This is a genomic window from Nostoc sp. C96, from assembly GCF_059384975.1.
This window is the reverse complement of sequence record NZ_CM182020.1, coordinates 2,380,652-2,400,208: the sequence shown is the minus strand read 5'-3', so window position 1 is coordinate 2,400,208 and position 19,557 is coordinate 2,380,652. Positions and strand designations below refer to the sequence as shown.

At 40.4% G+C, this 19,557-nt stretch carries 12 protein-coding genes; 7 read left to right on the top strand and 5 right to left on the bottom strand.

All coding sequences use genetic code 11. The features are described 5' to 3' along the window. The first annotated feature begins 182 nt into the window (after positions 1-182). On the top strand, positions 183-2,360 hold the full coding sequence (locus tag AC504W_RS10445; RefSeq protein ID WP_494877670.1) for an ATP-binding protein: 2,178 nt from the start codon (positions 183-185) through the stop codon (positions 2,358-2,360). A gap of 70 nt (positions 2,361-2,430) precedes the next feature. Here the strand turns inward: AC504W_RS10445 and AC504W_RS10440 are convergent, their stop codons facing one another. Next, a complete protein-coding gene (locus AC504W_RS10440) occupies positions 2,431-4,119 on the bottom strand; it encodes a DUF3352 domain-containing protein (protein WP_494877669.1) in 1,689 nt (562 codons plus the stop codon). 442 nt (positions 4,120-4,561) lie between these two features. Here AC504W_RS10440 and AC504W_RS10435 point away from each other — a divergent pair, with 442 nt between their 5' ends. The 4 genes from AC504W_RS10435 to AC504W_RS10420 all read left to right on the top strand — a co-directional run bounded on the left by AC504W_RS10435 (position 4,562) and on the right by AC504W_RS10420 (position 10,809). Further along, positions 4,562-7,147, top strand: a complete 2,586-nt coding sequence (locus AC504W_RS10435; protein WP_494877668.1) for a M1 family aminopeptidase — start codon at positions 4,562-4,564, stop codon at positions 7,145-7,147. Positions 7,148-7,535: 388 nt separating this feature from the next. After that, positions 7,536-9,260, top strand: a complete 1,725-nt coding sequence (locus AC504W_RS10430; protein ID WP_494878617.1) for an ABC1 kinase family protein — start codon at positions 7,536-7,538, stop codon at positions 9,258-9,260. Positions 9,261-9,366: 106 nt separating this feature from the next. Beyond that, on the top strand, positions 9,367-9,741 hold the full coding sequence (locus AC504W_RS10425) for a hypothetical protein (protein ID WP_494877667.1): 375 nt from the start codon (positions 9,367-9,369) through the stop codon (positions 9,739-9,741). A gap of 288 nt (positions 9,742-10,029) precedes the next feature. Next, positions 10,030-10,809, top strand: a complete 780-nt coding sequence (locus AC504W_RS10420; RefSeq protein ID WP_494877666.1) for a hypothetical protein — start codon at positions 10,030-10,032, stop codon at positions 10,807-10,809. 84 nt (positions 10,810-10,893) lie between these two features. Here the strand turns inward: AC504W_RS10420 and AC504W_RS10415 are convergent, their stop codons facing one another. The 4 genes from AC504W_RS10415 to AC504W_RS10400 all read right to left on the bottom strand — a co-directional run bounded on the left by AC504W_RS10415 (position 10,894) and on the right by AC504W_RS10400 (position 16,916). Next, positions 10,894-13,260, bottom strand: a complete 2,367-nt coding sequence (locus AC504W_RS10415) for a two-partner secretion domain-containing protein (protein WP_494877665.1) — start codon at positions 13,258-13,260, stop codon at positions 10,894-10,896. A 362-nt stretch (positions 13,261-13,622) separates the two neighbouring features. Continuing rightward, positions 13,623-14,500, bottom strand: a protein-coding gene (locus tag AC504W_RS10410; RefSeq protein WP_494873200.1) for an IS630 family transposase whose coding sequence is annotated in 2 segments (ribosomal slippage) — positions 13,623-14,168 and positions 14,171-14,500 — 876 coding nt in all. Because the reading frame shifts where the segments join, the coding sequence is not laid out codon by codon here. Positions 14,501-14,794: 294 nt separating this feature from the next. Further along, positions 14,795-15,103 carry a hypothetical protein gene (locus AC504W_RS10405; RefSeq protein ID WP_494877664.1) on the bottom strand — a complete coding sequence of 103 codons (309 nt, stop codon included), beginning with the start codon at positions 15,101-15,103 and terminating at the stop codon, positions 14,795-14,797. Between the two features lie 238 nt (positions 15,104-15,341). After that, the gene (locus AC504W_RS10400; RefSeq protein ID WP_494877663.1) at positions 15,342-16,916 is read right to left on the bottom strand and encodes an alkaline phosphatase D family protein; all 1,575 of its coding nucleotides are present in this window, start codon (positions 16,914-16,916) and stop codon (positions 15,342-15,344) included. A 110-nt stretch (positions 16,917-17,026) separates the two neighbouring features. Here AC504W_RS10400 and AC504W_RS10395 point away from each other — a divergent pair, with 110 nt between their 5' ends. Together AC504W_RS10395 and AC504W_RS10390 are read left to right on the top strand one after the other, a co-directional pair. After that, positions 17,027-18,481 carry an aminotransferase class I/II-fold pyridoxal phosphate-dependent enzyme gene (locus tag AC504W_RS10395; protein ID WP_494877662.1) on the top strand — a complete coding sequence of 485 codons (1,455 nt, stop codon included), beginning with the start codon at positions 17,027-17,029 and terminating at the stop codon, positions 18,479-18,481. Positions 18,482-18,508: 27 nt separating this feature from the next. Beyond that, positions 18,509-19,468, top strand: a complete 960-nt coding sequence (locus AC504W_RS10390; RefSeq protein WP_494877661.1) for an Rpn family recombination-promoting nuclease/putative transposase — start codon at positions 18,509-18,511, stop codon at positions 19,466-19,468. Positions 19,469-19,557 lie beyond the last annotated feature (89 nt).

Below are 19,557 nucleotides of genomic sequence, written 5' to 3'. Positions count from 1 at the left end.
TCTGTTGATAATTTCCGGTGGGAATAACCGCCCCAAATTAGTCTGGAAGACGCTACATCAGATTATCCGTAATTTATAAAAAGTAATTTTTACTATAAATGTTGAGTTCGCTAGTACCTATGGGAATACTAACTCACGGAGTATAAATTTTAATCTATCCAATATTGGAGGATAGAAATTGAATGAGTATAACTGACTCTCGCAAAGTTAAAGCTTTTCCACTACAGCTGGTGCTGATTATTCCCTTTACCTTGCAAATATTTGGAGCCGTTGGTTTAGTTGGCTATCTGTCATTTAAAAATGGGCGACAAGCAGTCAATGACTTAGCAGATCAGTTAATGAATCGTACTAATACCATAGTACAACAACATCTGGATGCTTATTTATCTATTCCCCACAAGGTAAATCAGATTAATGCCGATGCGATCGCAATGGGATTATTGAATGTACGCGATCGCCAAACTATTAGTAAGTATTTCTGGAAACAAATGCAAGCCTATGACCTCACCTACATTGGCATAGGATTGACCACAGGTGAGGGACTAGGAGCCGCCCGCTACGATGGCAAAACTGTCACAATTGACGATTGGACGGCTAAACTACCCAACAATGGACGCAACTACGCCACCAATCAACAAGGCGATCGCCTCCGCATCAATAATACTTTTGAATACAATAACTTCAAGGAAAATTGGTATACAGAACCAATGAAAGCGGGTAAACCGATTTGGTCGCGTATTTACACTTGGAATTCTCCTAATGGTGCTTATATCACTGCTGCAACAGGCCGTCCAATATATGACGTAAATCAGCGTTTATTAGGAATGGTTGGTGCAGACATCCATTTATTGAAGTTAAGTGAATTTTTGCGGCGTTTGGATGTTAGCAATTTTGGACAGGTGTTTATTGTAGAACGAAATGGTATGTTAATTGCCAACTCTAGTAAACAAGAAACTTTTTTCGTAGTTAATGATGAAGTTAAGCGAATCAAAGCTACAGAAAGTACTGATCCAATAGTTAAAAATACTGCTAAATATATTGAACAAAAATTTCATGGGTTCCAGTCAATTACTGAACAAAAAAAACTAGAATTGAAACTTCTGAAGGAAACACAATTTTTATATGTCACTCCTTGGCGTGATCAATATGGACTTGATTGGTTGGTCATAGTGAGCGTGCCAGAAAATGCCTTTATGGCAAAAATTAGTGCCAATACTCAAATTACAATCTTGCTCTGTTTAGCTGCATTAGTTGTAGCAACAGTCATCGGTTATTTCACTTCTAGCTGGGTAATACAACCGATTTTGCGGATAAACCGTGCTAGTCAAGCAATGGCATCAGGTAACTTAAAACAAACCGTAAATATTGGACACATTGCAGAACTCAATACACTAGCTCAATCTTTTAATTATATGGCAGAAGGATTACGGCAATCTTTTACTGCTTTAGAAAAAAGTAAAGCAGAATTAGAAGACCGAGTGGAAGAACGTACTGTCGAACTAAAGACAGCATTAAGCGAATTGACCCGTACCCAAGCACAAGTAATTCAAAATGAAAAAATGTCGAGTCTTGGTCAATTAGTTGCAGGAGTTGCCCATGAAATTAATAATCCAGTAAATTTTATTCACGGTAACATTACTCATCTGAGCGAATACACTCAAAGTCTGGTTCAAATACTTCGTCTTTACCAAGAATGCTATCCTGATGAAGACCAAAAAATACAAGCACTAGCTGAAGAAATTGATTTAGACTTTTTGATAGCAGATTTAGATAAGATTCTGCCTTCTATGAAAATGGGAACTGAGCGAATTCGTAATATTGTGCTGTCGTTGCGAAACTTTTCGCGCATGGATGAAGCGGATTTTAAAACAGTTGATATTCATGAAGGTATTGAAAGTACATTATTAATTTTGCAATATCGCCTGAAAGAAAAGCCAGACTTTCCGGGAATTGAAGTTATTCGAGACTATGGTAATTTACCTCCAGTAGAATCTTTTGCTGGGCAGATGAATCAAGTTTTGATGAATATATTAGTAAATGCAATTGATGCTTTGGAAGAGTCGTTTTTTAATAGTCAAAAGTCTACATCAGAAAAACCGCAAATTACTATTCGCACCTCAGCTATTGATGGGCAATGGATAGAAATTGCGATCGCTGATAATGGAACAGGAATGCCAGAACAAGTAAAAAACCGCATTTTTGACCCCTTCTTTACAACTAAGCCTGTGGGGAAAGGTACAGGTATGGGTATGGCAATTAGTTATCAAATTATTACCGAAAAGCATCACGGCAAGTTAGATTGTTTCTCTACTCCCGGCCAAGGAACTGAGTTTAGAATTCAAATTCCTGTAAAACAGTAGTGCTAACAAAGTGCTGAGTGTAAACAATTAAGGATTGAGTCCGAGAAAACTCTTTCCCAATCCCTACACCTTAATTTTTACTTGGTTTGAGCGCCAACAGCACTTCTAGTTGACTAGTAGATTTGTCGGGACTAGTGGCGGTTGCAGCCAAACCACGAATCGAATTTAAAAGGGCAGTAGTCTCAGGTGGAATTGGTCTACCTTGGGCAGCAAAACGATTAACTAAAGATACAGTTTTATCCATATCTAAGTAGAAGTAACCACCGTTAGGTTGTTGCAATGAACTAGTAACAGTTTTAAAGGTATCGCTTTGAGCGAGAGAAGGGCTTTTACCAGCTGCTAAAGCGTCAGCAACAGGGCCGCCAAGTGCTAAAAAGACGGTATCTTGATCTAACCAACCATGAGCTAATAATGCTCCTTGTTGGGGTATTTGCCATTCTGTGACATCTTTACCGCCAATTTTGCGGGTGGCGATGTTAATTCTTTGGGCTTTAGCTAGGTCGTCAAGTTTAGTAAAGGTTGCTTCTGCGGTTTTGCGATCGCTTGTATCAAACACAAAAGCACCACCAAAACCCACACTTGCTAACACGCCTTGATTAGAGGGAATCGCCCCAATGCCAAATTCCCCATCCATCCAACCAAAAATTTCTTTATCTAAGTCAATATTGGCTAATTTTAATTGACTGCGGACTTGTTGCAGGGTTTGTTGAACTTCTGGATAATCTTTTGACTGTTCTACGAGTGTTTGCCAGCCGCGACTGATACCATTACCATTAATCAACGCAAAGGTATCACTGGGAAATTGTGCCAATATCTTAGCTGGTGTGTTTTGATACTGAAATTTGCTTAGTTGCGGATCTAAATTAGCGATCGCTTTTACCCGCACGCCCTGATCATCTACACCAACACCAGCCACCATTGATTTTACCTGTTTCAACTGTGACAATGTTTGTGGCGGTAATGCTTTGCCCTGTCCATTGGCTACTGCAAATTGCTGTATCATGCCAGCATAGTCTGGTACATAAATTTGCGCCAGGGTATTTTGCAGATTTACACTCTTGCTGAGAAGACTATTAACCCCTTCTTTATTAGCAAAGGAAGGTTGCCCTTTTAAGGTATCAATTGCTTTTTCTACAGATTGTTTTTCTGGAGCTAATAACAAATAACTATTATTTACAACTACATTATATGTTGGCCTTGAATTTTCTATTGTTTCTGTAATCTTTTCACCTTTATAATCATATTCTTTACTTTTCACTCCTTTTTGGCTTTTTAATTTATTGGCAAAATTCAAAGCAGTAAGTTTATCTTTGATCCCTACCACCATTAAAATATTTGTTTCTTGTTGTAATTTCATTGGGGGCTTGGCTGCATTCCCCGGAGTTGGGAACTGAGCCGGTTTAATTGTACTGGGGGGCAATACGGCAAACATCACACCACCAACCCAAGGCTTGATATCTTTTTCGTAAGAAATATCACTGTCTTTAAACATATCTTTGTTCAAGTCTTCTAGACTTTTTGTCAGCAGCTTTTGCGCTTCTGGTGTACCGAACTGCTGCAATTTTGACCAAGCTTGTGCATCAGTAGAGATATATGTAGCCATCAATGCTGATGCTGGAACTAATTTAGCACTACCTAAAGCACCAGAAATATCTCCAGCAGGCCCTTTAAAAAGATAGGTATAAACTGCCACACCCCCTACTACTGCAACAACTGCACCAATAGCAGGAATTAAAAACTTCGATTTACGTTCAGGCATTGTTACTGTCCTCTTTTCCTCAGATTTTTACTGAGGTTAGTAAAAACGTCATTGTTGAGTTCGCGGAATTATGAATAAATTTCACTAAGCATTCGGTTTATACTGATAAAATTAGTGAATCTACACATAGATCTGGGAAAAAACTCCAAAAAAATACTTCAAAGAAATGAGAGGCAAATCCGTAAATGCTAGGTTATTCATCTTGAGAGATAGCTTGTGGTAAAGAGGCAGGCTATCCTAAGCTAATAAGGAAATTTGCCGAGTATTTGTACTCAAGGAAAAATCATCAAGCATATCCCCACAGAAGATTCATGAGGATGTCTCCAACAATTGCAACGATCGCATATTTTCTATCCGCTGTTTAGATGAGCAAACATCACCGATAGCATTATTCTCGTAAACTTACCTAGATTTTTTAGGATTACAAGGTCAGTCAGCATCAATGACACATTCCTATTTTGATACAGATAATAACGGACACAAATCTTTTGAGTTACCAGGAGCCAGACCACACTATAATCCAGATCGCCCTGGACAGGTAGAGCATATTTTTCTCGACTTGCACTTAGATATACCCAAGCAAAGTTATCGCGGTAGTTGTAGTATTCGCCTATTACCGATTCGCTCTGGGATTGACCGTTTGATACTGGATGCAGTGAATTTAAATATTCAGTCTGTGCAAGTAGATGAGGTGGCGCAAAAGTTTGACTATGACGGCGAACAGCTTTCGATCAAACTTGACCAACCCACAGAACTGGGTAAAAGAATTTTGATTGCGATCGCCTATTCAGCCGAAAAACCCCAACGCGGTATCTATTTTATCCAACCAGACAAGCACTATCCCCACAAACCCACCCAAGTCTGGACTCAAGGGGAAGACGAAGACTCACGTTTCTGGTTTCCCTGTTTTGACTATCCCGGACAACTCTCAACATCAGAAATTCGGGTGCGGGTTCCTAAAGCATTAGTAGCCATTTCCAACGGTGAATTAATTGATACCGCTGAGGAAGGTGCAGAAAAAATTTATCATTGGTCACAACAGCAAGTTCATCCTACTTATTTAATGACTCTAGCTGTGGGTGACTTTGCCGAAATTCGAGATGAATGGAAAGGTAAACCTGTCACCTACTACGTCGAAAAAGGCAGGGAAGCCGATGCTAAACGCAGCATGGGTAAAACTCCCCGTATGATTGAATTTTTGAGTGAAAAGTATGGTTATGCTTACGCTTTTCCCAAATATGCTCAAGTTTGCGTTGATGACTTCATTTTTGGCGGGATGGAAAATACTTCCACCACCTTATTAACAGACCGTTGTCTTTTAGATGAACGCGCCGCTTTAGATAACCGTAACACCGAAAGTTTAGTTGTTCACGAACTAGCGCATCAGTGGTTTGGTGATTTGCTGGTGATTAAGCATTGGTCTCATGCTTGGATCAAAGAAGGTATGGCTTCTTACTCCGAAGTCATGTGGACAGAACATGAATACAGTGCCGCAGAAGCAGCATATTATCGTTTATTAGAGGCGCGGAGTTACTTAAGCGAAGATAGTAGCCGCTACCGCCGCCCAATGGTAACGCATGTTTACCGCGAAGCCATTGAACTATATGACCGTCACATCTACGAAAAAGGGTCTTGTGTTTATCACATGATTCGGACAGAATTGGGAGACGAATTATTTTGGCACGCTATTCAAACATTTGTCCAAGATAATGCCCATAAAACTGTGGAAACAGTAGACTTACTCCGCGCCATTGACAAAGCTACAGGACGAAATTTAGCTTTTTTATTCGACCAATACGTTTATCGTGGTGGTCATCCTGATTTTAAAGTGGCTTACGCTTGGGATGGCGATGCAAATTTAGCCAAGGTCACAGTTACCCAAACCCAAGCTGATAAAAAAAGCAGTAAAAATTTATTTGACCTAAAAATCCCCATCGGTTTCGGCTTTACCCAAAAGGGAGAAGCAGCAAAGCTGACAACTTTTACAGTCCGGGTAAACGAACCTGAACAAAGCTTCTACTTTCCACTCTCAGCCAAGCCTGATTTTATTAGCTTTGATGTCGGGAATCATTTCTTGAAAACTGTAACTTTGGAATATCCCCTTCCAGAGTTAAAAGCACAGTTAGAATTTGATCCTGACCCCCTTTCCCGCATTTATGCAGCTGCGGCTTTAGCGAACAAAGGCGGTTTGGAAGCGACTAAAGCCTTATCAACCTCATTGAAAAACGATCCTTTTTGGGGTGTGCGGGTAGAAGTGGCGAAACAACTAGCAGAAGTCAAATTAGATCAAGCTTTTGATGGGTTAGTGACAGGATTAAAAGATAAAAATCCTTATGTGCGCCGTGCTGTAGTTACTGCATTGGCGACCATTAAAACCCATGACAGTTATAAAGCTGTGAAAGAAATAGTGCAGGAAGGCGATCGCAGTTATTATGTAGAAGCCGCTGCCGCCCGTGCAATTGGAGCGATCTCATCTGCCAATCTCGATGACAAGCCTAAAGAAGAAAAAGTCATCAAGCTGCTGAAGTCGGTTTTAGAAGAAAAAGCAGGGTGGAATGAAGTAGTGCGTAGTGGCGCAGTTGGCGGTTTAGCCGAACTCAAAACTTCCGAAGCAGCTGTAAATTTGTTGCTGGAATATACCAAACCTGGAGTTCCGCAGGCATTACGTTTAGCAGCTATCCGGGCTTTAGGTAAAATTTCTGTCGGTCAAACACCAGTGAATCTAGAACGGATTTTAGACAGATTAGCCGAAATCGCCAAAGAAACTTTCTTTTTAACTCAAATGGCGGTGGTTGCAGCCTTGGGACAGATGGAAACACCAAAAGCGATTGGGGTTTTGCGATCGCTTGCTGAACAAACCCCAGATGGACGGGTACGCCGCTATGCTGACGAAGAAATTGCCAATGTCCAAAAGCATATCGGCTCAGAAACTGCCCTGCGTCAATTGCGCGAAGAACTCGACCAACTTAAACAACAAAACCAAGAACTCAAAAGTCGTTTAGAAAATTTGGAGGCCAAGTCTAAGTAGAGGCTAGAGGCTGGGGGTTAAAGGTTAGTTATACCTGTAGGGTGCGTGACATTTCATTCACGCACCTTTTGAATATTGAGAGCTTGGTTTCTCGCCAGCTAGAATGATTAGTAAAAAGCCTTTTCTTAACAATTCTTTAATTATTGACAGTTTGTTTTCGCCCCATTTGCGGGGATTTTTTGTACTTTTATAAAGTATAATTAAGAAAAAGATAAAAAAGTTAGGTAAGCACGGTAGGCTTTTATCGCCGAGTGAGTACCCGATAAAAGGTAAAGTTTAATAGTTTTTTATAAAAAACTAAGGTTATCCTCAACAAGCAATTAGCTTGTAATTTGGGATGCCAAAAAACAACAGTGTAGATTTCCCAGTTGAAGAGGCAAACAAAAGCGTGGGTCAGTATCAACCTGCTCAGCTAAAGCGCTACAATCCAGAAGCGATCGCTCGTCACTATCGTTACCGCCCCTGGTTAGCATGGGGACGCTTGCTGAGAATAATCTGGTCTTTTGCTGGATTCATTTTGAGTCTAAAGTGGGATGAATGGCAAAATCAAGTAGAGCAGAATCGGGGAAAACGAGCTACCCAGTTGCGACAACTACTCACTAGCCTAGGCCCCACCTTTATTAAAGTTGGTCAAGCCCTCTCTACCCGGCCTGACCTAATCCGCAAAGATTTCTTAGAAGAGTTGGTCAAACTACAAGACCAACTACCAGCCTTCGATAATGCGATCGCTTACGCAATTATCGAAAAAGAACTCGACTGTGCGATATCGGCTGTTTACAGCGAATTATCTCCATCACCGGTAGCTGCGGCTAGTTTAGGTCAAGTTTACCGTGGTCGTTTGCTCAGTGGTGAAGAAGTAGCGGTGAAGGTACAGCGCCCAAACTTACGACCAATTCTCACCTTAGACCTTTATTTAATGCGGTGGGCTGCGGCTTGGCTGGCACCTTGGCTACCCCTAAATCTTGGCCACGACTTGACCTTAATTGTGGACGAGTTCGGTACTAAATTATTTGAAGAAATTGACTACATCAACGAAGGTCGCAACGCCGAAAAATTTGCCAATAATTTCCGTAACGACCCCCAGGTGAAAGTCCCGGCGATTTACTGGCGTTACACCAGCAATAGGGTTTTAACCCTGGAATGGATTAACGGCTTGAAGCTAACAGATACAAAAAGTATCCGCGCTGCTGGGTTAGATCCTGAAGCTATTATCCAAATTGCTGTCACCTCTGGTTTGCGCCAACTGCTAGAGTTCGGTTTCTTCCACGCTGACCCCCATCCTGGTAATTTATTTGCTATGCCCGATGGTCGTATGGCTTACATCGACTTTGGCATGATGGATCAGTTAGAAGAAAACAGCAAAGAAAATTTAGTTGATGCTTTAGTACATTTGGTTAACAAAGACTATCTGGACTTAGCCACAGATTTTGTCAATTTAGGTTTTCTGACTGCCGACACGAATATTTGCCCCATTGTACCGGCATTAGAAGCTGTATTGGGAGATGCTATTGGTAAGAATGTCGGAGATTTTAACTTCAAAACAATTACCGATGAATTTTCGGAATTGATGTACGAATATCCTTTCCGAGTTCCTGCCAAGTTTGCCTTAATTATTCGTTCGTTGGTCACACAAGAAGGGATTGCCCTCAGCCTCAACCGGAATTTTAAAATTGTAGAGGTTGGTTATCCTTATGTTGCCCGACGCTTACTCACTGGCGAATCTCCTGAATTACGGCGACGGTTGCTGAACGTCTTGTTTAAAGATGGGAAATTTCAGTGGCAGAGGTTGGAAAATTTGATTACGATCGCCCGTACTGATGGTAACTTTGACGTATTACCCACAGCCCAGATGGGACTGCAATTCTTGTTATCAGAAGAAGGTAAATTTCTGCGGCGACAATTAGTCTTAGCCCTGACAGAAGATGACCGCCTGCATACCGAAGAAGTGCAACGTCTATGGGATTTAGTCAAAGATGATATTAAGCCTAATCGTTTATTAGATGTAGCGATCGGCTTGTTAACAGAGTTTTCTAGAGAAGGTGTAGCCGCCATTTTACCAAAAGCTACAGCCTTGGCTAATCTGGGAAATTCTGCATCAGGTGTAATGCGTTGAAAGTTCAAATTGCAGTCTTAGATCAGGAGGTACTTTTACCTCCTATTTTTTGACTAGCACATTATTACAAAAAATTTTCTCCCTTTTAATATATTTTGGAGTTTACATGTACTATTTTCCCGAACAACCACCTTATTTGCTCCTAGCTGTTGGGTTATTTATAGCTATAACTTCTGGCTTTGGTTTAACAGGAACACTCAAAGTAATTGTACAGAAATGGCGCAAAGATAGCGCAGAAAAAGCCGAATCTAATTTTTACTCTAGACAGTTATTAGTGCCATTTTTAGGCATAACTTTTGGCATTATTCTCTTTCTTTATTCCGGTTTAGCAATCTTTGGCTTTCCTACCTTACTCGCCTTGGGAGTTGGTTTACCACTTGGGTTATTAACTTGCTTGCTGTTATGGTTGCAGTTAAGTAGTATGTTGAGTTTTGCCAAAGATAAAGGAATGCAAGCCCTTGATTTAGATTCTTTGTCTTAGACAAAATAAAACTACATAACTAGTAAAATCATTCAAGTAACTGCTCACTGTAACTACGATTATTTAGTTAACGGGGCAGTTTTTTTACATAAACTTCAGAAATATCTAGATAGAGTTATGATAAATTTCAATATAATTACTGATATGCGGATATTTAAAAGCCTAATAAAATAAGTGAATTCATGGTAAACCTAAAAGCATTTAATAAAGTTGCTTTATCCAGCAGGAAGCTCTACCAAATACACCCAAGTATCTTGCTCAAGCTAACTTTTGTTACTACTTTAGTATATGTCTAATTACTTAAGTCAAGATTTCTGCTTTTGTATCCTTGCTTTTAGAGCTAAATATCGTATCTTAGCAAAAGAACTGGCCGAAACTCTGGACAAATACTCTCCAGGAACTACATTAGTAATTGGCACAGACCAACCTGAAGAATTCCAAAACTATTCTAATGTCTTTGCTTTTAAGTTACACCAAAAAGGCATCTTGCATTGTTATCATGATAAGCGATTTGTAATTCAAGCAGCTTTAAAAAAGTTTCCCACCGCTATCCAAATTGATGCAGATACAAAAATTATTGCTGATATATCACCAGAAATCCCCTATTTAGAAGGTTTGGCAGCAGGACATATAGAAAATATCGTAGAACACGCACAGAAATATAACCCAGAAAGGTTGATATATCTTCAGAAAATAGCAGACAAGCTAGATTTATCTTTAGAGAATGTTAGCTATGTTGGAGAATCTTTATTTGCCGTTACCGCAGATAGCAAAAAATCTGAAGAATTTATCAAATATTGGGATTTTATAGCGCGTTATTTAGAAATACATGGAATTCATTCTGGTGAAGGTAATGCTATTGGTATGGCAGCAGCTAAAGCCGGATTAAAAGTATATAATCCCACCTGGTTAGGTAAGATTAATTCAGTCAGAAGACATCTAGATGCTTCTGATCGTAAATCTCAAAGGACACAATGGGATCTTCTGCAAAGAAAATTGGCTTATCATTACCGTTTAAACAAAGCCAGAATTATTTCTTTGAAAGACTTTGATTTTTTCTATAGTTAGTTATTATGGAAAATTGAGAGTTGGGCTGTGGAGTTTCCTCGTCTACTGTAAAAAGTTCTCTGCATAGTAATTACGAACTACAAATTATAAATTAGCAGCACAAGAAGCCGGATTGAGTAATGGACTATGGGGTGTAACAGTTGGTGCTTGTGTAACTAAAGTCACATTACCTTTACCATCTCTCACCCATCCTTGGGCGGGGATAATTTGAGTTTCTTGATGGGCATAATCTAATTTTTGTTTACTTACATGATGAGACAAATAACTTGCGCTATTCTCACGTTCAGCATGGAGAGTAATCCAATTTACTAAGACTGAATCATCCATAAAAGGTTCTGTGGGACTGGGTACAATTCCCCCCCTACCAGTGGCGATAAGAGAACCTTTTTTGAGTTTACTCCCTGGTTTACAATCTGCGGCAATTTGACGCGAAGCATCAACTGTTTCTGCGGGGAGTTCTAATAAACCTCGACTGGGGTCAACATCGGGTGTATTAATTTGAATAGTACCGTTTAATGAAGGGTTTTGTTGGGAAAAGGCGGTAATATCGCTGGTGGGGAGTCGGTTGGGGTTTAGTTGTCTGGAATCTTCAGTACCTAACAGTTGTACTAAATCAGCGCGACTCCGTTGCACAAATCCAAATATACTATTAGCGTTGATGAAAATCCTACCACCAGCACCAGAAAAGGCATTGGCTGTAATGTCATTATTCCCTTGGGGAGTAGCGACGATAAAACCATCAGGTGCATTAACAGTAATATTACCACCATTCCCCGGAGCGTTGGCTGTACCTGCATTAGTGGAAATTTGACTATTGCGGCGTAATAATAATACATCTTGCACCTGCAATGTAATATCCCCACCTCCACCACCTTGACTATTAGAAGATAGTTCTCCTTTGTTATCCAGCAAGATATAACGAGCGTTGATATTAATTTCACCTGCTGTACCTAATTCATCAACCTTTCCTGAATATCTAATAGGAGGTCTAAGTCTAGGAATTCGACTAGTTACAGCTATTGCACCGCCGTTGCTCACCAATAATTTTTCTGTATTAACACTCACTTTCCCTGCTGCGCCTGGGCCTACCGTTGTAGCTGCCACATTGCTAGGAAAACCAGTTACTACAAAACCAGTGATCTCTACAGATTCTGCCGCATTGATGATGATATTTCCGCCATCGCCTGTAGCTGCGATAAATGTCAACGTTAAAGGGTTGACAAAACCACCAGAGCCTGATGAAATTTCTGCTCCATTTTGAAGACGCAACCTGCCAGTTTTAACTGTGATATTACCTGCATCTCCATCACCAGCAGTTACACTAACTAATGCACTTGGTATAGGATTATTACCTGGCACAATCAAACTACCAATTAAATCTACAGAATCAGAAGCATTAACGTTGATATTTCCCCCATTACCCTTATCGAAAGCCGAAACACGAACTTGTGCGCCATCCCGAAGAATTAGGTTTTTAGCGTTAATTGTTATGTCTTGACCTTTTCCGCTACCTAGAGTTTGACTAGTGAGGATTGCACCGCGGCTAATTAGTTCCACAATGCTACCTTGTACTGTGATGCTGCCACCACCATCTATCCCATTAACTGGAGAACTACTATCTACAACAGCACCAACCTCTGTATTACCTACTGTGCGCGGCACTAGTCGAATATTTTGGAAATTATTTACACTTTCATATCCTAATACCCAACCCTGGCTAGAAGGCTTGATACTAACTAAACTATTAGGTGCAACACTCCCTAATTCAATGTTGCCTGATCTGGCTGTGACATTTCCGCCATCCAAGAGCAAATCACCACCCACTAATGCTAAAGTTTTGCCTGAACCTACCTGTAAACCAACAGGTTTACGAATCACATTCTTTGCACCATTTGGACTAGCTTGAGATTGATTAAGGATAGGAGCCGCCGTTACTCCAAATTGTAATCCCGTGGGAATAGTAACAGATAACAGAGACGAGCTTTGTGGAGCTTTGGCACTAAATTGCTTTCCATCAGCAAAGTTAATACTAGTAGCTGTACTAGCTAAGAAAGAACCACGAATATCTAATGCAGCGTTCGACCCAAACACAATTCCATTAGGATTGATCAAAAACAGGTTAGCTGTTCCTTCCGTTTTCAGAGTGCCATTAATATTAGAAATAGAATTACCAGTGACTCGACTGATAATATTTTGAATATCGACAGGATTTTGAAAACTAACTGTACTACCAGAAGAAACAGAAAAATTCAAAAAACTATGAAAGAGATTATCTCCAACACGAGTACCACCTGTAATTGCTGTAATCTGATTATTCAGAGGTGTCACTTGAGAATTATTAGGTAATGTCCCATCCTGCATAATTTGAGCAAAAGCTGAGTTAGCAGAACAAAGTATAATACTGCCTATTGCACTTCCTAGAGTTCTCAAACAGAAACCAAGATTGTTCATATTTTCACAAAACACACAGAACAACTGTGATTTTACTTTTTTTCTAAGTAAATATTGCGCTCAATAGCCAAAATTTTTGCTGCTGAGTTAGCCACATACACAAACTACATTGAAATGAATATTATTGTTATATTTTTTAATTCAAATTATTTTGATGGTACTGAACCAGATTTGGTAAAATCAAAAATAATATTTTGTTTACCTTTTAAAAGCTTTTTAATGCGTCTGAATAGTTTCATGTAAATAAAAAGCGGTATTGTCAGTATTAAGTACTAGACAATACCGCGATTCATTTTTCTTCGTAAATATTCTTTGATGTACTTATAGTAATTTATTGGCATTTATAGCTGTAGCCAACTTCGTTAGGACGCTGCTTGTTTGAGAACAGTTTCCATTGCATCACGTAAATTATTAGAATGAGGTAATAGCTTGCGAACCTTACTCTTCAAAGTTGCCCAACACTTTTCAATACGATTGAGGTCTGGCGAATAGGGTGGCAGATAGATTAACTGACAGCCTGCGGCTTCAATTAATTGAGCAATCCTACCGCCCCGATGAAACGTGGCATTATCTACAATCACCCACTGGCCTGAACATAACACCGGAATCAAGCAATTTTCTAACCAAGTCTCAAACACGGTACGGTTACAAGCCCCCTCGACAGTAAATGGCGCAATCACTTTTCCTTGTCGATACCCAGCAATCATATTAATGCGACCCTGCCGTCTACCTGATTTGAGGTCATAGAATCGCTCCCCTATTGGGGAGTATCCGTAGCCGTAGTTGTCGCGTTCATCCATGCCAGACTCATCAACATATACTAGATGCGATGCTTTCGGATTTTCCAGTTGTGCTAAGAACGCTGCCCGTTTGGCTTCGTCTCGTTGACTATATCCGTAAGTTTTTTTTTACGCGAATTTCCTATCTTTCCTAACGCTCTGGAAATCGTGCGCTGGCTAATCTCTCCCTCCCATACCTGTGCCATCTCAGTCTGAGTTTTATCCCCATGCTCTTTAACAAAGGTGCGAAACTTCTCCCAATCACCGATTTTGCCATTGTGCGGCGATACTTTCCTCTGTTTAGGCTTGACATCACCTGTTTCGGCTTTGCGTTGAAACCACAAGTTAATTGTGTTGCGACTGATATTGAACAGAAGGCTTGCCTCGCACTTTTTGAGACCATCTAATTCAATCGCTTGCATAACTTTTCGCCGGAAATCATCACTATAAGCTTTTGCCATTGGGATGAGGTAGATGCAATGCTAACTCTTATAGTTTACGTCCTAATCTTTCTGGCTATGGCTATAGGTAAAAAAGTTTTTATCCTCCAATACTTACTATAAGTACATCAACTTACTCAAGCCTCTTTTTTGGTTTAATTACATCTTGCAACAACTACTTTATTCTAATTAGAATCAGGTGGCAATATTCTTAAGTCACTTATTACGTGATTTTAAAATTTTGAATATTGCTCATCTTATGATTATTGAAAATGGTGCAAGATACAAATTTATCTAGTCAATTAAAAACTAGTTTTATGGATAACCACAGCTATAGTATTGTCCGTTATAATAATACCCCTGTAATTTAACTTTTGGAGGGGTAATACTCGGCAATATTCCTTGATTTAGCTGACTTTCAGATTCTCCATTAGAGTTAACTTTACTTAGATCAATGAGAAACTGTAATTCAAATGATTCATCATTTGATAGACCATATTTTTCTAACAAATTACCTACATTAACTTGAGCTAGGCTATTATATATTTCTTTGGACAAATCAGCGTGCAATTGCTGAACTTGAGCAGAATCAAGAACTGTTGTTTCTGTTTCTTGGGATGCCATAGATTTTGGTTTACCTTTTAATTTAGTAGACAAATGAATTTAACGGTTTAGCATTGCAGAGTTACAAGTCACAAGCTTGAAGTGTGAACTTTTTCTCTCTATTTATAACTTCAGAGTGACTCCGAAGAATTACGCATTGCTTAACAAAACTTTAGATTTTCCTCTATGAAATTACGCAAAAAGTGTAGGTGGGCAAATACCACCTACAACAATCTAGTTATTAACAGGATCGCCAGAATTAAGCTTGCCGATATGCTCCTGGTTGCCCATCTTGGACAACGAAGGAAGCTAAGGTTCTAATAGTTGCATTGGGGTCAATAATGCTAGAAACTGCCCGATAATCACTTTGCCACTGTTTAGGAGTGACTTGACAACGGACATAGCCCCGGAATGCACCGTCGAAAAACTTGGTATGGGGATTAGCACTCAAAGCGGCTTGGACTGGTGCGATGAATGAGGTGGGAAAGTCGGAAGTAATGGAAGTACCGACAAACTCAGTCGCTACAGTTGCAGAGGACGGGTTATTAAAATCAACTTTTACGTCGTGTACCCAACTCGAATGGATATCACCAGTAATCACCACAGGGTTAGAGGGACAGCGCTGGTTGAGGAAATTCACGATTCGCTGACGTGCTGCTAAATAACCATCCCATTGATCTAAGTTAAACACCCCAATCTCTGTACGAGGATCAAAATCAAATTGAGCAAACATAGTTTGCTGGGCAATAATATTCCAACGGGCGGGGGATTTATCTAAACCTTGGAATAGCCAGCGTTCTTGCTCTAAGCCTGTCATGGTTGCCTTTTCATCAAAGGCTTGCAGACAACGGGGCTTGAGTCCATCATTACAAGGTTGGTCTGTGCGGAATTGACGAGTATCTAAAACGTGGAACTGGGCTAGATTCCCATAACTCAAACGCCGATAAAGCTGGGCGTTAGCACCAATAGGCAGTGAAGATAAGCGCAGTGGCATGTGTTCGTAGTATGCTTTATAGGCATTGGCGCGTCGTTGGGCAAATTCTTTTGGGTTGACATTATCTTCAGAAATTAAGTTGGCGTAGTTGTTTTCTACTTCATGGTCGTCCCATGTGACTATCCAAGGAAAGGCTGCATGAACTGCTTGCAGATTTGGGTCAGTTTTATAAAGGGCGTGACGGTTACGGTAGTCATTTAAAGTCATAATTTCTGGGCTATTATGCTGACGTGGCCCGCCTGTTTCTGGCCCGTACTCATAAATGTAATCACCCAGATGTACAACTAATTCAATATCTTCTTCAGCTAGATGTCGGTAAGCTGTGTAAAAGCCATTTTGCCAATCTTGGCAAGAAACAAAAGCATAGTTAAGTTGTTTGATAAAACTATAGAATGCTGGTGCTGTCCGAGTTCGACCGATGGGGCTAAGTTCATTCCCGACGCGGAACTGATACCAATACCAACGATTAGATTCTAACCCTTGAACATCAACGTGTACTGAATGGGCTAAATCTGCGATCGCTAAAGTTTTACCACGTCGGACAACTTTTCGCATATTCTCATCTAGGGCAACTTCCCAGTGTACCACCACGTTTCTTGGTGGCATTCCACCACCATTTAAGGGGTCGGGTGCTAACCTTGTCCATAACACCACACTATCTGGTAATGGGTCGCCAGACGCTACACCCAAGGTAAAGGGATAGCTAGAAAATCTCGATGTTGCTAATGCTGGTTCCCATTGGCTGGTTAATGCTAAACCTGTAAAAAATCCCGCACCAAGTAAAACACTCCGCCGTTTATAACGATTTGCTAATAGGCGATCGCAATTGATAAAATCCATATCCACCCTTAATGAATTTGCTGTATAAATGCGATGAACTTATCAACCGACAATCAAGCAGAGATTAAGAAAATATTAAAAGTATGAAGTGTGAAGTCTGAAACTTACTCATGCCTGATCAATACCAAACACCTTTATTAGATGCGCTCAAAGCTTGTACAATCAAAGCTCACGCGGCGTTTTACACGCCTGGGCATAAGCGGGGTCAAGGAATATCGCCAGTCTTGGCTGATTTACTGGGCGAAAAGTTATTTCGGGCAGATTTAACCGAATTAGCTGAGTTAGATAGTTTGTTTTCGCCCCAAGGTGTAATTCAAGCCGCCCAAACATTAGCAGCAGATGCGTTTGGTGCGTCACAAACATGGTTTCTTGTCAATGGTTCTACTTGTGGCATTGAGGCGGCAATTCTCGCTACCTGTGGTATGGGCGATAAAATCATTTTGCCGCGCAATGTGCATTCTTCAGCGATCGCGGGTTTAATTCTTTCTGGGGCGATCCCAATTTTTATCAATCCTGAATATGACCCAGTTTTTGATATTGCTCACAGTATCACGCCCAATACCCTAGAATCTGCCTTACAACAGCACCCCGATGCCAAAGCGGTGTTGATAGTGTTTCCCACATATTACGGTGTCTGCGGAGATTTAGGTGCGATCGCCAACATCACCCATCAATATAATATTCCTTTGTTGGTAGATGAAGCCCACGGCGCACACTTCGCTTTTCATGCTGAATTACCTACCCCAGCTTTAGCCGCAGGTGCAGATTTAACTGTCCAGTCAATTCACAAAGTTCTTGGTGCAATGACACAAGCATCGATGCTGCATATTCAAGGAGAGAGAATCGATAGCGATCGCATTAGTAAAGCTTTGCAACTAGTTCAGTCTACCAGTCCGAGTTACATACTTTTAGCTTCGTTAGATGCCGCACGTCAACAAATGGTGCTGAATGGTGAACAACTCATGTCGCAGACTTTGCAACTTGCAGATATAGCGCGAACCAAAATCAGCCAAATTCCTGGTTTATCAATTTTGTCGCCAAAATTATCACCTGGTTTTCGGGAATTAGATAGAACTCGCTTAACTGTAAACGTTACTAACTTAGGTTTAACTGGATTTGAAGCTGAAGAAATTTTAGACGAAAAGTTTTCTGTAACGGCAGAATTCGCCTCATTGCAGAATCTGACTTTTATTATTAGTTTGGGAAACACCGCCAGGGATATTGAGCAATTAATTCAAAGTTTTCAAATTCTTGCAGAAAAATATCACCGTAACAGAGTAATTATCAATCCTTTTTTGAGGCAGAATTTTGCGGAGTATACTATGCAGATATCTCCTCGTGACGCTTTTTTTGCAGCTAGTGAAACATTACCAATAGAACAAACAAGCGATCGCATTTGTGCCGAAATTGTTTGTCCTTATCCTCCCGGAATCCCAGTTTTAATGCCGGGAGAAGTAATTACTACAGCAGCTTTAGCATATCTGCAACAAATTCAAACAATGGGTGGGATAATTAGTGGATGTGCAGATTCAAGTCTGCAAACTTTAAAAGTTGTGCAAAATTAGGGTGCTGCCGCATAAAAAGGGATTGAAATGCCAGAACATGATCGCCTGTTTAAAGAATTACTTTCGACTTTCTTCATTGAATTTCTGGAATTATTTCTACCGCAAATTGTCAGCACAATTGATCGTAACTCTATCCGCTTTCTACCCCAAGAATACTTTGCTGACCTCACCGCAGGGGAAGATAAAGTAATTGACTTGCTGGTTGAGGTCAAGCAAGCAGGAGAAGAAGTTGGCTTTTTAGTACATATCGAAACCCAATCTTACATCGAGCGAGAATTTAGCCGTCGGATGTTTTTCTACTTTGCACGACTGTATCAGAAATATTTGCAGCGTGTTTATCCGATTGTGGTGTTTTCCTTTGATCAACCATACCGAGAAGAACCTCATAGCCACATAGTTGAGTTTCCCAACTTGAAGGTATTAGAATTCAACTTCACAGCGATTCAACTCAATCGGCTGAACTGGCGTGATTATCTCAATCAAGCCAATCCAGTAGCAGCGGCCTTGATGTCAAAAATGCAGATTGCAGCATCAGACCGACCGAAAGTCAAAGTTGAATGTTTGCGACTTTTGGCAACCTTAAAGCTAGATCCCGCCCGCACCCGCTTAATTTCTGGGTTCGTTGATACCTATTTACAGTTAAACCAGCAGGAGGAGCAGGTGTTTCAAGAGGAGATTGATAGACTGGAAATGAATAGCCAGGAGGACGTGATGGAAATTGTCACCAGTTGGATGAGACAGGGGATTGAACAAGGTATTGAACAAGGTATTGAACAAGGAGCCGAGAGAGAAGCCCGATCGCTCGTTTTGCGATTATTAAGCCGCAAGGTGGGAGAATTACCAGAAGAAGTGCGATCGCAAATTGATGTTTTATCTCTACCTCAACTGGAATCTTTAGGAGAAGCCTTGTTAGACTTTGCCAATCTGTCTAATTTAACTGATTGGCTCAAACAAACTGATCAAGATAGCAATAACCCAGGTACTTAAGACATCCTTTGAACTCTGTCCCCTGTAACCTGTCTTCTATTTTTGAAAAAACTGTAGCTACTGCGGATGATTTGGGAATAATCAAAGAG

What these genes read in the sequence shown, in the direction of transcription:
- AC504W_RS10445 (WP_494877670.1), top strand. Translation starts at nt 183, where the DNA reads ATGAGTATAACTGACTCTCGCAAAGTTAAAGCTTTTCCACTACAGCTG.
- AC504W_RS10440 (WP_494877669.1), bottom strand. Translation starts at nt 4,119, where the DNA reads ATGCCTGAACGTAAATCGAAGTTTTTAATTCCTGCTATTGGTGCAGTT.
- AC504W_RS10435 (WP_494877668.1), top strand. Translation starts at nt 4,562, where the DNA reads ATGACACATTCCTATTTTGATACAGATAATAACGGACACAAATCTTTT.
- AC504W_RS10425 (WP_494877667.1), top strand. Translation starts at nt 9,367, where the DNA reads ATGTACTATTTTCCCGAACAACCACCTTATTTGCTCCTAGCTGTTGGG.
- AC504W_RS10420 (WP_494877666.1), top strand. Translation starts at nt 10,030, where the DNA reads ATGTCTAATTACTTAAGTCAAGATTTCTGCTTTTGTATCCTTGCTTTT.
- AC504W_RS10415 (WP_494877665.1), bottom strand. Translation starts at nt 13,260, where the DNA reads ATGAACAATCTTGGTTTCTGTTTGAGAACTCTAGGAAGTGCAATAGGC.
- AC504W_RS10405 (WP_494877664.1), bottom strand. Translation starts at nt 15,103, where the DNA reads ATGGCATCCCAAGAAACAGAAACAACAGTTCTTGATTCTGCTCAAGTT.
- AC504W_RS10400 (WP_494877663.1), bottom strand. Translation starts at nt 16,916, where the DNA reads ATGGATTTTATCAATTGCGATCGCCTATTAGCAAATCGTTATAAACGG.
- AC504W_RS10395 (WP_494877662.1), top strand. Translation starts at nt 17,027, where the DNA reads ATGCCTGATCAATACCAAACACCTTTATTAGATGCGCTCAAAGCTTGT.
- AC504W_RS10390 (WP_494877661.1), top strand. Translation starts at nt 18,509, where the DNA reads ATGCCAGAACATGATCGCCTGTTTAAAGAATTACTTTCGACTTTCTTC.